The organism is Micromonospora pattaloongensis (genome assembly GCF_900107255.1).
Lineage (GTDB): Bacteria > Actinomycetota > Actinomycetes > Mycobacteriales > Micromonosporaceae > Micromonospora_I > Micromonospora_I pattaloongensis.
The window spans coordinates 373434-388323 of sequence record NZ_FNPH01000004.1; the positions used below are offsets into that span (position 1 = coordinate 373434).

Genomic DNA, 14890 nt, shown 5'->3' on the forward strand with positions numbered 1-14890 from the left:
TCTGACTCAACTCTGTTCCTAGATTTAGCGCGCGTGGGCGTGCCCGTCAAGTGGAATGGCGGACGGGGCGTGATTCCGTCGCGTCGCCCCGCCCACGCGCCCGGATGCACCGCCGCCTCATCGTGGTGTGCGGTCAGAGATCGGTGGTGAAGCGGTAGCCGATGCCCGGTTCGGTGATGAGGTAGCGGGGCCGGGCGGGGTCGGGTTCGAGTTTGCGGCGCAGGTTCGCCAGGTGCACGCGTAGGTAGTTAGTCTCGGTGTCGTAGCCGGGGCCCCATACCTGATGCAGAAGCTGTTTCTGGGTGATCAGCCGGCCGGGTTCGCGGACCAGGATTTCCAGCAGGTGCCATTCGGTCGGGGTCAGCCGGACGTCGCCGGCCGCGGTGCTGACGCGTTTGGCGGACAGGTCGACGGTGAACGCGCTGGTCTGCACGATCGGCACAGCCTCGGCATCCGATGCGGCGCGGCGTAACGCGGCTCGCATCCGGGCCAGAAGTTCGGGCATGCCGAAGGGTTTGGTGACGTAGTCGTCGGCGCCGGCGTCGAGGGCGTTGACCTTGGCGGCTTCATGGTGCCGGGCGGAGAGCACGATGATCGGTGCGGGTGACCAGCCGCGGAGCGCTTCGATGACGGCGACGCCGTCGAGGTCGGGCAGGCCGAGGTCGAGGATGACCAGATCGGGTGGGGTGCGCCCGGCGAGGGTGAGGGCGGTGGTGCCGTCCGGGGCGGTGGCGACCTGGTAGCCGCTGGCGGTCAGGGTGATCCGCAGGGCCCGGACGAGTTGCGGGTCGTCGTCGACGACCAGGACCCGGGTCACGGCACACTCCGGGGCAGGGTGATGGTCATGGTGAGGCCCCCGCCGGGGGTGTCAGCGGGGGTGAGGGTGGCGCCGATGGCGTCGGTGAAGCCTCGGGCGATCGCCAGGCCGAGGCCGAGGCCGCCGTGGCCCCGGTCGTGCAGACGCTGGAAGGGCGCGAAGATGCGTTCCTGGTCGGCGGCGGGCACGCCGGGTCCGTGGTCGATGACCCGCAGCCGCACGTGCCGGTCGGTGGCGGTGGCGTCGATGTGGATGGGCTGCTGCGGCGGGCTGGCCGTGCAGGCGTTGGCGATCAGGTTCGCGAGGATGCGTTCCAGCAGGCCGGGGTCGGTGTGCACGAGCGGCAGCGCGTCGGGGACATCGAGTTCGACGCGGCCGTTGTCGCTTTGGTGCAGCAGGGCCCGGGCAACGACGGCGTCCAGGGCGACGTTTTCGAGGTGGACGCTGAGCATGCCGGCTTGCAGGCGGCTCATCGACAGCAGGTTTTCCACGAGTGCGTCGAGCCGGTCGGTGGAGTCCTCGATGGTGGCCAGCAGTTCGGCGCGGGCGTCGGCCGGCAGGTGCAGGTCGGGTTGGCGCAGGCTGGACACGGCGGCTTTGACGCAGGCCAGCGGGGTGCGCAGGTCGTGGCCGACGGCGGCGAGCAGCGCGGCCCGGACCCGGTCGACCTCGGCGAGGTCCCGGGCCCGGGCTGCCTGGTCGGCCAGTCGTTGCGCTTCCAGGGTGCGGGCGGCGGCGCCGGCGAGCCGGGCCAGCGTTTGCCGGTCCTCGCCGATCAGGGCCGGTCCCCAGGCGGCCAGGCGTAGCCCGTCGCCAGCCGGTGCGGACAGGACGGGCCGGCCCGGCGGGGGCGAACCGACGGCGGCCACCGGGTGTTCGCCGGTGGGGCTGCTCTCCAGCAGCGCGACGGCGGTCATGGTGAACGTGTCGCGGACCTGGGTCAGCAGCCGGGTCAGCGACTGCTCGGCCACCGGTTCGGCGGTGGCCTGGGCCAGCAGCGCGACTTCGGCGTCGCGGCGCGCGGCCCGGGCGCGTTGCCGGGCGGCTACTTCGACGGCCGCGGCGACCGCGGCGGCCACCAGGATGTAGACGGCCAGGACGATGACGTGGTCGCGGGTCTCCACCACGAACGTGTGGTACGGGGGAATGAAGAAGAAGTTGACCAGCAGATCGGCGCCAGCGACCGCGGCCAGCGCCGGCCACGGCCCGCCCACCGCTGCGGTGGCCACCACTGGGATCAGGTAGAGCAGGGTGATCCCGGCCAGGGACACGGCATGACGGTGGGGGGCCAGCAGCAGCGTGCATGCCGCGAGCCCGGCGCCGCCGACGGCCGCGCCGAGCCAGATCCTGCGCGGCCCCATGCTCACTGCTCCGTTATACGGCCACCCACCCCGGCCGGTTCCGGTGCCGCCGGTGTCGGCTGCTGCGGCACTCGTTCATCGGCGCGGCTGGAGGTCAGCTGCCACGGCACGCTGGTGACCATGACGCCGCGCTGGAACAGCAGTCGGGCCTTGAGCCGCAGCGCGCTCTGGTTGTGCAGCAGGTGCTCCCACCAGTGCCCGACCACGTACTCCGGCAGGTAGATGACCACCAGGTCGCGGGGATGCCGGCGGCGCAGGTCGGCGACGTAGTCCAGCACCGGGCCGGTGATGTCGCGGTACGGGGCCTCCAGCTCGGTCAGGGTGACCGGGATGCCGCGCTGCGCCCACTCCCCCTGCAGCGCGCGGACGTCCTCGGGGCTGCCGGCCACGGTCAGCGCGGTCAGCGTGTCCGGCCGGGTGGCCCGGGCGTAGGCCAGGGCCCGCAGGGTCGGCTTGTGCAGCCGCGACACCAGCACCACGGCGTGGATCCGCGAGGGCAGCACCATGCCACCGGGGTCCGGCTCCAGCTCGGCGCCGACCCGCCGGTAGTGCCGCTCGATCGCCTTCATCAGCGCGAAGATCGCGGGCATGGCGATCACCACCAGGTACGCGCCGTGGGTGAACTTCGTGATCAGCACGACCACGAGGACCACCCCGGTCAGCGCCGCACCGACCCCATTGATCAGCCGGGAGCGGTGCAGCCGACGCCGGCCGGCCGGGTCTCGGGTGACCTGCAGGGCAGTGGTCCAGTGCCGGACCATGCCGGTCTGGCTGAGCGTGAACGACACGAACACGCCGATGATGTACAGCTGGATCAGCCGGCTGGTGGACGCGTCGAACACCCAGATCAACAGCCCGGCCAGGGCGGCCAGGATGACGATGCCGTTGCTGAACACGAGGCGGTCGCCCCGGCGGGCGAACTGTTTGGGCAGGTAGCCGTCGTGGCCCAGGATCGAGGCCAGGATCGGGAAGCCGTTGAACGCGGTGTTCGCCGCCAGGATCAGAATCGCCGCGGTGAAGGCCTGCACCAGCAGGAACCCGGCCGTGCCGTACCCGAACACCGCCCCGGCGATCTGCGCGATCGCGGTGCGCTGCTCATACCCGGCCGGGGCGCCGATCAGCTGGGCGGGGTCGTCGGCCACCCGCACGTGCGCGATCAACGCGAGCGCGGTGACCCCGGCGAACATCGCGATCGTGATCCCACCCATGATCGTGATGGTGTTCGCGGCGTTGCGGCTCTTGGGCGCCTTGAAGTTCGGTACCCCGTTGCTGACCGCCTCCACCCCGGTCAACGCGGTGCAGCCTTGGGAGAACGCCCGCAACGCCAGCAGTAGCACCGCCACCCCGGCCGCGCTGTGTACCGGCGCGATGCCGAACGACGCGGACTCGGCCTGCGGCGCGTGCCCGGACGACGTACGCCACAGCCCCCAGCCGATCATTAGGAACAACACGGCGATGAACCCGTACGTGGGCACCGCGAACACCGTGCCGGACTCCTTGATCCCGCGCAGGTTCACCAGCGTCAGCACCGCCACGAAGAACAGGCAGATCAGCACAGCCGCCGGTTTGAGCGTCAAGAACGCCGAGGTGATCGCGTCCACCCCGGCCGCGACCGACACCGCCACGGTCAGCACGTAGTCCACCAGCAGCGCGCTCGCCGCCACCAGGGCGGCGTTACGGCCCAGGTTGGCCCGGCTGACCGCGTACGCGCCGCCCCCAGTCGGGTACGCGTGACAGGTCTGCCGGTACGAGGCCACCACTACGGCCAGCAGCACCGCCACCGACGCGGCGATCCACGGCGTGAGGAACAGCAGGGCGAGCCCGCCCAGGCTCAGAGCGCGCAGGATCTCCTCAGTGGCGTAGGCGTTCGACGACAACGGATCCGAACAGAACACCGGCAGCGCCAGCTTCTTCGGCAGCAAGGTCTCGCCCAGCCGCTCACTGCGCAACGGCTGGCCCACCACCAGCCGCTTGGCCCACTTGAACATGTCGCCAGCCAACCGCCCGCGGGGCAGCTCGCCGAGAATCTTGACATCGTCTTAACGCCCAGCAGGATGACCTTGACGCATTCTTGGCGACGGCCCCACCAGGCCGCCGCACGCCCAGCACGTTGCGGCCCGTCGCGCCAGTTCCTCCGCCGAGAACACATCCCGAGTCGCCACGGACCCACCGCTTGAGCATCGACCGTCACCAAACGGCCGGCACGCGAGGGGTCGGGTCGGACCTGATCAACCCTCAGTTCTTAGCGTTGCTTTTGGTCTGGAAACTACGGACGGGCCTATCGGGGCGCGCCACAATCCCCAGGGGACTGCCCCAATCCGCAAGGGGCACGGTGCTCGGGCGGGCGGGTCAGGACTGCGTCTGCGCCCCTTCGGACGTCCCGGTGTAGAACGCCGTGGTGCGCTGCGCCGCCGCCCGCGCCTGCTCCGGGTCCGTGCCGGCGGCCGCGCTCGCCTCCCGCCACCGGTCGCTGGTCAGCGAGATGAACCGCCGGCCCTCGTCGGAGGTGGTCCAGGCCGCGACCTCGGCCGGGTCGACCGGCTGTCCCGACGCCAGGTGCAGCGTCAGGCCGATGACGCCCAGGTCCCAGCCCACGCCGACCGCGCCCGGACCGAACTGCGCCCACCGCTCGTCGTCGACGTGCGCGATGTGCTCCAGCGTGAACCGCGTGCGCTCGTCGGTCTCGGGGGTGAACCGCACCTCGATCCAGCTGACCTCGTCGCCGTACTCCCAGGTCGCGGCGAAGCTCTTCGGCGGGTCGCAGCGCTCGATCGTGCCGCCCGCGTTGCCCTTCAACTGGTAACGGCCGTGCAGGCGCAGGTCACCGGAGACCGGCAGGAACCAGCGCGGGATGCGCTCCGGGTTGGTGCACGCGTCCCACACGTCGTCGAGCGGCGCGTCGTACACCTGGCTGATGGTCACGACCCGCGCCTCGCCCGCTTCCAGCACGCGGCTGCCGACCTCCCGGCGTACGGCGTTGATCTGTTGGGTGACATCGATCATGGCTGTTTCTGTCCCTTCGCGTCGTTGTCCCGGTCCTTGGCTTCGTTGTCCCGGTCGGCGAGTCTGCGTTCGCGTCTGCCGCGCGCCAGTTCGGTCGACAACGCCGCCAGCGGCGGAGCCCAGAAGCGGCGGAAGCGGTCGAGCCAGGCATCCACGTCCTGCAGCGGCGTGGTGTTCACCGCGTAGAGCCGGCGCGCCCCCTCGGGTCGCACGGTGGCGAACCCGGCGTCCCGCAGCACCCTCAGATGCTGCGACACGGCGGGCTGGGAGATCCCGAACTCCTGCTGGATGACCGCGCACACCGCGCCGGAGCTGCGCTCGCCGTCGGCGAGCAGCTCAAGGATCCGGCGCCGGACGGGGTCGCCCAGCACGTCGAACGCATGCACGCCGGGCACGCTATCACGTTCGGCTTATATAAGCAGCGGCTATTGAAGACCTCGCGCCCTTGACCTTGACCTTCGGGCAGACCCGAGGCTGGTGCGTGCCGGTCACCCCGACCGGCACGAGGAGGATGGGCACGTGGGCCTGCTGACCATCGGGGCGTTCGCCCGAGCGGCGCGACTGACGCCCAAGGCGTTGCGCCTCTACGACCAGCTGGGGCTCCTGCCGCCGGCCGCGGTCGATCCCGAGTCCGGATACCGGCTGTACGACCCCGACCAGCTGAACCGCGCCCGGCTGATCGCCGCGCTACGCCGCATCGGCATGCCGCTCGCGGAGATCCGCACCGTGTCCGATCTGAAGCCCGACGACGCCGCCGCGGCGATCACCGCGCACTGGCGGCGGATCGCCGCCGACACCGCGACCCGCGGCCACCTGGCCGCCCTCCTCGTCGAACGCCTCACCGGAAGGAACTCCGCCATGTCCGACACCCCCATCCCCGGCCTCCGCTACGCCACGCACTGCGCGGCCGGCGCCGTCCGCGACAGCAACGAGGACGCCGTCTACGCCGGCGACCGGATGCTGGCCGTCGCCGACGGCGTACGCGGACCCGGCGGCGCGCACGCCAGCGCCGCCGCCATCGACGCGCTCCGGCGGCTGGAGACCACCGACGTGCCGGCCGCCGAGCTACTGACGATGCTGGCCGGCGCGGTCACCGAGGCCGACCACGCCGTACGCGCGGCCGCCACCGATGACCACCAGCCCGTCACCACCGTGACCGCGATGCTGCGCCGCGGCTCCCAGCTGGCCGTGGTGCACATCGGCGACACCCGGGCGTACCTGCTGCGCGGCGGCGAGCTCTACCAGCTCACCCAGGACCACACCTGGGTGCAGTCGCAGGTCGACCAGGGCAAGATCGGCCGCGACGAGGCCGAGACGCATCCGGACCGCGCGCTGCTGGTGCGCGCGCTCGGCGCCGGCGGACCCGGCGTCGACGCCGATCTGGCCCTGCGCACAGCGCTGCCCGGCGACCGCTATCTGCTGTGCTCCGACGGAGTCTCCGCCGTCGTCGACCGCGCGGCGCTGCACACGGCGCTCGCCTCGGCCGCCGACCCGGACGGGGCGGTGCAACGGCTGGTGGAGCTGACGTACGCGGCAGGGGCGCCGGACAACCTCGCCTGCGTGGTCGCCGACGTCGTCGCCGCGTAGAAAGTCGTACCGGGGCGGAGCGGCACATCCGCCGCCCGCCCCGGTGCCAGGCCTGGCGATGACGGGGGCGCTCAGGCCGATACACCCCCGCCGGCCGCCCGGATGGGGACCGGGTCGACGTCGCCACCGGGCCGGGGTACCGACGAATACACCGTGGGCTTGAACCACGTGGGCAACGCGCGACGCAGGTCCTCCGGGCCGTGTATCTCAAGGTCCCCGGAGCGAAGCGCATCGAGCCAGGGCAGATCCCCCCGCCACACGGCGATCAGGCACCGCAGGCTGGCGGTGACTACGACGGCCACCTCATGGCCCGGGTCGCTGTCGCAGACGTCGGCGTCGGTCGGGGTGATCACCAGCCACCAGTCACGCAGTCGCGGCGCCACGGCATGGAAACGGAACTGGACCACAGTGCGTCGGTCCGGCACAGCCGCGTGCGCGATGTTGCGGCGCATGTCCCACAGCAGCAGCTTCGGGTCGAGGTCCTGGTCACCGAGCTTGCCGATCCACCGGACACCCCAGGCACCGAGCGCCATGACGATCGGCTCGAGCTCTCGCCCAGCCGGAGTCAACAGGTACCGGACCTCGGTGCCCTCCGGTCGCCGCTCCACGACGCCCGCGTTGACCAGTTGACGCAGCCGTTTCGACAGCAGCGAGGGCGACATCCGCGGCAGGCCGCGGCGCAGCTCGTTGAAGTGGTGGCTTCCGGCGACCAGTTCTCGAACGACGAGCATCGTCCAGCGCTCGTCGAGTAGCTCCATGGCTTTGGCTACCGGGCAGAACTGATGGTACGAGCCTCCCATGCGGGAACGGTAGGCCGGCCGTGGCGGCCGGTCCAGTACAGATGCAGTACTAGGCCCGGCTACGTCACCGCTCCTACGGTCGATGTCGGACAACCCGATGGGAGGACGGCCATGACCGCACCGATGGACGCGCTCAAGGCAGACCGGGCGCTCAAGACCAGGCACCGCGCGATGTGGGCCCTCGGGGACTATCCAGCGGTCGCCGCCGAGGTCATCCCGGCAGTCGGTCGGGTGCTGGTGGAAGCGTGCGGGGTCGGGCCGGGTCAGCGAGTCCTGGACGTCGCGGCCGGGTCGGGCAACGCGGCCATCCCGGCAGCGCTGGCCGGCGGGGAGGTGGTGGCCAGCGACCTGACGCCGGAACTGCTGGAGGCCGGCGAGCGCGCAGCGGCGCAACAGGGCGCGCAATTACAGTGGCGCCAAGCCGACGCGGAGAGCTTGCCGTTCGCCACCGGCGAGTTCGACGTCGTCATGTCGTGCCTCGGAGTCATGTTCGCGCCGCACCATCAGACCAGCGCGGACGAGCTTGTCAGGGTGTCCCGTCCAGGGGGCGTCATCGGGCTGCTCAACTGGACCCCCGAGGGGTTCATCGGGCAGATGTTCGCCGTCATGAAGCCGTACGCCGCGCCCCCGCCGGCCGGCGCACAGCCGCCGCCGCTGTGGGGTGACCCCGACTACGTCAGTGCCCTCTTCGGCGACCGGATCACCGATGTCACCGCGGAACGGAAGACCGTCCGCGTGGATCGGTTCCCCACGGCGGAGGCGTTCCGCGACTTCTTCAAGAGCCGGTACGGGCCGACCATCGCCACGTACCGCAACGTCGCCGAACATCCCGAACGCGTCGACGCCCTGGACCATGAACTCGCTGAACTCGCCCGCCGGCATGACCTGGGTGCAGGAGCGATGGATTGGGAGTACCTGCTGTTCACCGCTCGCAGGGCACGGTCATAGGCGGATCATCAGCGCGGGGCGTCGTGCCGCCTGAGCCCTTGTGGACGCTGCGGTACCGCGATGGGGGAATCCCGTACCGCGCCAGGAACGCCAGGCGGAGCGTCTCGGCCGAGCCGAACCCGCATCGCGCCGCGACGCCTGGCAGCGGCAACGATGTGGTAGCGAGAAGGCGTGCGGCTGCGGCCGTGCGGGCGTGCCGGATGAAGCGGCCCGGCGTCTGGCCGAGGGACGTCAGGAACAGCCGGGTGAGGTGGCGTGGGCTGACCCCGGCCACGGCGGCTAACGCTGTCGTGCTGAGGTCGCCGTCGAGGTTCGCGTTGACGTGGTCGAGTATCCGCCGGACCATCTCATGGGCGGGGGGCGGTCCGGCCGTGAAGATGCTCATCTGTGCCTGATTGCCGGGGCGTTGCAGGTACGTCACCAGGTCGCGGGCGAGCATCCGGGCAAGTTCGACGCCGTGGTCCTCCTCGATGAAGGCCAGTGTGAGGTCCAGGGCGCTGGTGACGCCGGCGGCAGTCGTGATCCTGCCGTCGCGGATGTAGATCGGGTCCGGGTCGACGTGGATGTGGGGGTACTCGGCCGCGAGCGCGTCGGCGAACCGCCAGTGGGTCGTCGCGCGCTTGCCATCGAGCAGTCCCGCGGCGGCCAGAACACTGGCGCCGGTGCACACTGACGCGACCCGCCGGCTCACCTGGGCGAGCCGCTGAACGTGGGCGACGACCAGGGGATTCGCGGCGGCACGAGCGTGGCCGAGGCCGCCTGAGATGATCAATGTGTCGAGGGGGCCGGTGAGCCGTTCGAGCGCCTGGCCGCTGTGCAGTACCACACCGGGACCGCACGTGATCGGGTGTCCCCCCGGGCTGACCACGGTGACCTGGTACGGCGTTCGCACCTCGCCGGTCGCATTCGCCATGCCCAGGCTCGTCGTCACGCAGGCGATGTCCAGCAGTTCGGCGTCGTCGTAGCCGACGATCGCGACCGGACGTACGTTCATGGACCACAAGCGTAGGCCGGACGGACCCGTATCCCACAGTTTCGGACCTGCCGCACTCCGACGGTGGCCTGCCGTGTCGATTGAGGTGACGGTGTCGGCATGACACGAACCGCTCCCGTGCCGAGCACGGTCATTGACCCGGTCGGCGCCCCGGACACGACCCGGCCGGCCGTGTGGCGGCGCGTCACGTCGGTGATCGGTCACCGCTGGCCGACGTGGCTGGCGCTCGCCCTGGCGGCCGTCATTCTGTGGGACCTCGGTGATGGTTCGGAGTTCGTGTTTCTGCTCGCCATCGCGGCTGCCGGCTACCTGTTCATGGCAGTCGCCGACCGTCCGCGCGCTACATGGCCGGTGCTGTTCGCGCTCGTGGCGACGGTTGTGGTCCTGCGGTTGCTCGACATCGACCCGTGGCCGGCACTCACCGTCGTAGCGGCAGCCTTCATCGCGCTGGGACTGATCGGCGGGCAGCTGCGCAGGCCGGGCCTGTACGCGCTGCAATCACCGGCCGCACTCGGATTCATCGCGCTTGGCCTGGCCGCTCTGTCGGTGTCCGCCGGCATCGGACACTATCTCGTCGCTGCCGGACTGCTCGGCCACGCGGCGTGGGACGCCATCCACTGGCGCGCCAACACAATCGTCGCCCGGTCGTTCGCCGAGTGGTGCGGGGTACTGGACGTGACACTCGGCCTAGGGATCCTCATCCTTGCGCCCTGAGGCCATCAAGGCCGTTGCTCCCCTGACCATCCCGATCGCGCTGTGGGACCGGTGACGCCGCAGTCAACCCGGCACAGAGACCGGGGTGGTCGCGGCTGATGCGGCCGGCCGGTTCATCAGCCGCCAGGTGTGTCGGCGGACCAGCGGGTCCAGGGTGACCAACAGGTACGCCGTCCCTACTACGAGGATGCCTCCGGTGGGGCCGAGCGTCGACGCGAGCACGCCGCCGACGAGCCCGCCGAGCGGGATGCCGGCCCACGCCAGCCCGCCGACCGCGCCGAGGACGCGCGCCCGCAGGCCGGCCGGGATGCGTTCGAACTCGGCAGCGGACAGCAACGGATTGATGGCCCCGATCAGTACCCCGCCGGCGAGCGCGACGCCCGCGACGACGGGTAGCCCGACCGGCAGCGCCAGCACGAAGATCCGCGGGACGGCACCGAGCAGGAAGGCCACGGCGTACGTGCGCCATCGCGGCAGGCGCGCGCCGTACACCGACACGAGCAGTGACCCTACGAAGGCTCCGGCGCTCAGCGCGCCGAACACGAGCCCGACGGATGTCGCGTCATGAAAGCGCTCGGCCGCCCACACCGGGATCAGCACCGCCGTCAGCGCCTGGTCGAGCAGATTCGTCAGCAGCACCATCGCGACGATCGCCCGTAGCAGGGGGTCACGCCGGACGAAGCGTAGCCCTGCCGCGAGGTCGGCGAGGTAGCCGCCGACCCGGATGCGGTGGCCCGCTTCGGCCGGGTCCGCCTTGGCCGGGTCGGAAGCGGCTGGCCTTACCCTGACCAGCGTCGCCACCAATGCGGCGGCAAGCAGGAAGCTGACCGCGTCCAGCGCGATGACCGCGGGCGCGCCGACCAGCGCGATCAGCACTCCGCCCAGCGGCGCGCCGATCAGCGACCCGAGGCGGTGGACGCTGTCGGCCAGCCCGGCGGCACGCTCGTTACTCCAGCCGGCGGCGGCCGCGACATCGGGCACCATCGCGTACTTCGCGTTGTCCGACGGCCCGCGGAACAGCCCGACCACCCCGACCAGCACGAGCAGGACCGGATAGGCGAGCAGGCCTGCGGCGTACAGCAAGGGCACCACGCCGAGCACCAGCCCGGCGATCAGGTCACCCCCGACGCTGGTTGTCCGTAGCCCCACGCGGTCGACCAGCGGTCCGCCGAGTACGCGTGCGGCGACCAGGGCGGCCATCTCCACGAACGCGGTGACGCCGGTCAGCAGGGCGTCGCCGGTGGTCTGCAATACGAACCAGGGCACCGCCACCACCGACATCCGGGTGCCGGCGACCGAGACCGCCTCGGCGGCGAGCAGCCCGTACGCGGAGCGCCGCCTCACGGCCGGTCCCCGCCGGCGGCCCTGGAGGGTTCATCGGCTGCGGTACCGGACGGTTCAGCACCCGCGCCGACGGGCCGACCGTCGGACGCGGTCCGCGTCGCCAACAGCGCGTCCAGCTGGCCGCGCCGCGGGAATATCTGGAACTGCGTGGTCATCGCGACGCGTTCGGACCCGTCGCCGGCCCGGTCCGCCGCCCGTTCCCGATACCGCACCAGCAGGGCCATCATGTCGTCGGCGAGTTGCTTGGCCTCGGCGGCGGTCAGGCTGAGCGTGAGGTCGCTCATGCTGCCCGCCCGTACCCACTCCTGCGGCCAGTCGGCCAACTCGGTGATGGACCGCTCGACGTTCTCCGCGTACATCCGCGCGACCGTGCGCAGGTAGGCCTCGCCGAGTTCACGCTCCGGCGCGTTCTGGTCGGGCACGTCGAACCAGGTCGAGCGATGGACGGCGCGCCAGAAGCGTTCCCGACCGCGGCCCAGTTCAGGTGCGTCGGTGATGAAGCCGTGGGCGGCCAGCGTGCGGAGGTGGTAGCTGGTCGCGGCGCTGGACTCGCCGAGGCTCGCGGCCAGTTGGGTGGCGGTCTGCGGGCCGTCGTGGCGCAGCGAGCCGAGCAGCCGCAGGCGCAGTGGATGGGCTACACCACGCAGCGTTCGCGCGTCGAGGACTACGTCCTGCGTGGAGTCGTACCCGGGCTTCTGCGGATCCTCAGCCATGGATGCCAAGATAGCTTTGCAAAGGAATCGTTGCAACGAGTGGTTGGCATATGATGCCTGCGTTGGCCCGGCCATACTGGGGCGCATGCCATCGATCACGATCAGCGTGCAGGCCGAGCCGCGTGACGCCGCGTCCTGGCTAGCACTGGCGTCCCGGCTCGACGCCGGCGGGTTCGAGGCGCTGCTGGTCGGTGACCACCCAGGTTCAGGCCCAGCACCGTGGCCCGCACTGGGCGCGGCCGCGGCCGTGACCACGAGACTGCGGTTAGGTACGTACGTGTTGCAGGCCGGGGTACGCGATCCGGTGCAGGCCGCCGCGGACGCGGCCACGCTGGATCTCCTCGCGCCAGGGCGCGTGTTGTTCGGCCTTGGGGCCGGGCACACCTTCGCCGAGTGGGAGGCAACTGGGCGTCCGCGGCCCGGGGCGGGTGACCGTGCCGGCCGCTTGGTGGAGTTCGTCGACGCTGTCTCCCGGCTCCTCAACGGTGAGACCGTCACCATCGCGGGCCATCATCTGAGCCTGTTGCGGGCGCGGCTGGATGATCTGCCCACCAGCGGACGGGTACGGCTAGTGATCGGCGGCGGGCATCGACGGATCCTCCAGGCAGCCGCCGCTCGCGCTGACGTGGTAGCGCTTTCCGGACTTGGCCGCACCCTTGCCGACGGGCACCGGCACCACGTGCGGTGGTCCCGCGCCCATCTCGACGCCATGTTGGACGTGGTGCGGGCCGAGAGCCGGCGGCTGGGTACCACGCCTGAGATCGAAGCACTGGTACAGGTCGTCACTGTTACGAACAAGCGTGCCGAAGTGCTGGCCGAACTGGCGCAGCGACTGCCCGGTGCGACACCCGACGATCTCGCCCAGACACCATTCCTGCTGGTTGGCAGCATCGAACAGATGGCTCACCAACTCGCCCGCCAGGCTCAGCAGTTCGGGATAAGCCGCTACGTGGTTCGCGAACCCGCAGTCGACACCGCCGAGCAGCTCCTCCCATTTCTCGCTGAGCGGTAGGAGGGGCCAGGTCAGGCTTACCACCGGCGGCCAACGCGCCCTGTCATAGCCGCAATCCGCGTGACTGCGAGCGCGACCACCGTCAAGCACCACGTGCCGTCAGGATCTTCACCTTCTGCCCCGTCTCAACTGGCAGACGACACCGTCAACGGCTGCGGCCGGATGTCGCGTCATTTCGGCTCTCACGTCTGCGACGTACCGGCGAGGTGCGACAGCAAACCCGTGCCGCACATAACTGTCATTATGATGCATCACGTTACGCAACGATCCGACTACTCTGAGCTCGATTTCCGATTATCGGATTACTGGTAATGCCAATCCGGTAATCCCACGGTTCGCGGCCTGTCCCCCGGCGCACGCCGAGGTCGTCCGGGAACATCGCGCATCCGCCGGCGACACACCGCAGCCGTTCCTCTGATCACGCGGATCATGGCGGGGTCGTGGCGGACTAGACTGCGGCGTCGTATGGATACGCCAGTCGAGGTCGCCGAAAACCGGCCGTGCGCGCACTGCGGCCGTCCCGTGCCGCAGCGGGCCGGCGCCGGTCGTCCGTTCCGTTACTGCCGCGACAACGACGGCGCCTGCCAGCGCGCGTCGCGCAACGTGCGGATGCGCCATCGCAACGCACCGGGGCTGGCCGGGCAGGTGGCGCGGACCTGGGAGGCGGTCGACCGGCTCGACCAGGTCGTCGAGACGCTGACCGAGGCGTTGCACGGGGAGCTGTCGCCGGCCGGCGTGGAGCGGCAACTCGCCGAGGTGCGTGCCGAGGCGGCGGCGCAGATCGCGGGCGCGCAGGCCGAGCGGGACGAGGCGCGCCGCGAGGCGGAGTCCGCGGCCGCGGCAGTGGCCGCGGCCCGACAGGAGACGGCGGCCGCGGTGGCCGAGCGGGACGCGGCGCGCGGCGAGGCGGCGACCGCGACGGCCGAGGCCGCGGCGGCGACGCGCCGGGCGCAGGAGGCGGAGCAGGCGCGGGACGCGGCGCACCAGGCGGCGAGCGCATCGGACGCGTTGCGTGTGCAGGCCGAGTCCGACCGGGATGGGGCGCGGCGCGAGCTGCAGTCGCTGCGCACGGAGCACGACGCGCTGCGCCGGGAGCTCGACGCGGTGGCACGCGAGCGCGACGGGGCCCGCACCGAGGCGGAACGGGCTACGCGGACCGCGCAGGAGGCCGTCGCGCAGGCCGACCGGGCGCGCGCGGAGACCGAGCTGGCCCGGCAGGAGGCGTCGGCGGCGACCGCGGACGCGGCGCGGGCGCGGGCGGCGGCCCAGCAGGCACAGGCGGAGAGTGAACGGGCGCGCGCGGACGCCGGCGCGGCGCGGGCGCAGGCCGAGACGGCGGACGCCGAGCTGGCTCGGGTGCTCCCGCAACTGCAGGCGGCCCGGGACGCGGCGGCCTCCGCCGAGGCCGGGCTCGCCCAGTGGAGAGTACGGCTGGAGGCCGCCGAGGCGGACCGCGACGGCGCACAGGGCCGGGTGGCTCAGCTGTCGGCCCAGGTCAGCGACCTGGCTGCGGCGCTGGCGAGCCTCGGTGCGGCGGCCCGCCCGGCGGCCCCGGCCGCGCCGGAGGCGGCGCCGGCGGGCTGACAACGTCAGTGGA

At 71.5% G+C, this 14890-nt stretch carries 14 protein-coding genes; 5 read left to right on the top strand and 9 right to left on the bottom strand.

What is annotated here, in order from left to right; all coding sequences use genetic code 11:
• Positions 1-133: 133 nt before the first annotated feature.
• From BLW47_RS14085 to BLW47_RS14105, 5 genes are all read right to left on the bottom strand, one after another.
• Positions 134-817, bottom strand: a complete 684-nt coding sequence (locus tag BLW47_RS14085) for a response regulator (RefSeq protein ID WP_091556416.1) — start codon at positions 815-817, stop codon at positions 134-136.
• Entirely contained in the window at positions 814-2178 is a 1365-nt protein-coding gene (locus BLW47_RS14090; RefSeq protein WP_091556418.1) for a sensor histidine kinase, read from the bottom strand. The genes BLW47_RS14085 and BLW47_RS14090 overlap by 4 nt, the downstream gene beginning before the upstream one ends.
• A 2-nt stretch (positions 2179-2180) precedes the next feature.
• On the bottom strand, positions 2181-4166 hold the full coding sequence (locus tag BLW47_RS14095) for an APC family permease (RefSeq protein ID WP_091556421.1): 1986 nt from the start codon (positions 4164-4166) through the stop codon (positions 2181-2183).
• A 361-nt stretch (positions 4167-4527) separates the two neighbouring features.
• A complete protein-coding gene (locus BLW47_RS14100; protein WP_091556423.1) occupies positions 4528-5181 on the bottom strand; it encodes an SRPBCC family protein in 654 nt (217 codons plus the stop codon).
• A complete protein-coding gene (locus tag BLW47_RS14105) occupies positions 5178-5567 on the bottom strand; it encodes an ArsR/SmtB family transcription factor (protein ID WP_091556801.1) in 390 nt (129 codons plus the stop codon). Before BLW47_RS14105 ends, BLW47_RS14100 begins: the two co-directional genes overlap by 4 nt.
• A gap of 133 nt (positions 5568-5700) precedes the next feature.
• On the opposite strand from BLW47_RS14105, the gene BLW47_RS14110 reads away from it, so the two are divergent.
• Positions 5701-6768: a MerR family transcriptional regulator gene (locus BLW47_RS14110; protein ID WP_175543627.1), complete on the top strand. Its 1068-nt coding sequence runs from the start codon at positions 5701-5703 to the stop codon at positions 6766-6768.
• A gap of 71 nt (positions 6769-6839) precedes the next feature.
• Here BLW47_RS14110 and BLW47_RS14115 read toward each other — a convergent pair whose 3' ends face one another.
• Entirely contained in the window at positions 6840-7568 is a 729-nt protein-coding gene (locus BLW47_RS14115; protein ID WP_091556427.1) for a winged helix-turn-helix transcriptional regulator, read from the bottom strand.
• A gap of 111 nt (positions 7569-7679) precedes the next feature.
• Here BLW47_RS14115 and BLW47_RS14120 point away from each other — a divergent pair, with 111 nt between their 5' ends.
• Positions 7680-8516, top strand: a complete 837-nt coding sequence (locus BLW47_RS14120) for a class I SAM-dependent methyltransferase (RefSeq protein ID WP_091556429.1) — start codon at positions 7680-7682, stop codon at positions 8514-8516.
• On the opposite strand, the gene BLW47_RS14125 is transcribed toward BLW47_RS14120, so the two are convergent.
• Entirely contained in the window at positions 8491-9510 is a 1020-nt protein-coding gene (locus BLW47_RS14125; protein WP_091556431.1) for a GlxA family transcriptional regulator, read from the bottom strand. The genes BLW47_RS14120 and BLW47_RS14125 overlap by 26 nt on opposite strands.
• Before the next feature lie 99 nt (positions 9511-9609).
• Between BLW47_RS14125 and BLW47_RS14130 the strand changes: the two genes are divergently transcribed.
• Positions 9610-10224: a hypothetical protein gene (locus BLW47_RS14130; RefSeq protein ID WP_139307294.1), complete on the top strand. Its 615-nt coding sequence runs from the start codon at positions 9610-9612 to the stop codon at positions 10222-10224.
• Positions 10225-10287: 63 nt separating this feature from the next.
• On the opposite strand, the gene BLW47_RS14135 is transcribed toward BLW47_RS14130, so the two are convergent.
• On the bottom strand, positions 10288-11568 hold the full coding sequence (locus tag BLW47_RS14135) for an MFS transporter (protein ID WP_091556434.1): 1281 nt from the start codon (positions 11566-11568) through the stop codon (positions 10288-10290).
• Complete coding sequence (locus BLW47_RS14140; RefSeq protein ID WP_091556436.1) at positions 11565-12281, bottom strand: winged helix-turn-helix domain-containing protein; 717 nt, start codon at positions 12279-12281, stop codon at positions 11565-11567. Before BLW47_RS14140 ends, BLW47_RS14135 begins: the two co-directional genes overlap by 4 nt.
• Positions 12282-12366: 85 nt before the next feature.
• Between BLW47_RS14140 and BLW47_RS14145 the strand changes: the two genes are divergently transcribed.
• Entirely contained in the window at positions 12367-13293 is a 927-nt protein-coding gene (locus BLW47_RS14145) for an LLM class flavin-dependent oxidoreductase (protein WP_175543628.1), read from the top strand.
• Between the two features lie 465 nt (positions 13294-13758).
• The gene (locus BLW47_RS14150) at positions 13759-14877 is read left to right on the top strand and encodes a coiled-coil domain-containing protein (protein WP_091556440.1); all 1119 of its coding nucleotides are present in this window, start codon (positions 13759-13761) and stop codon (positions 14875-14877) included.
• The last annotated feature ends 13 nt before the right edge of the window (positions 14878-14890 follow it).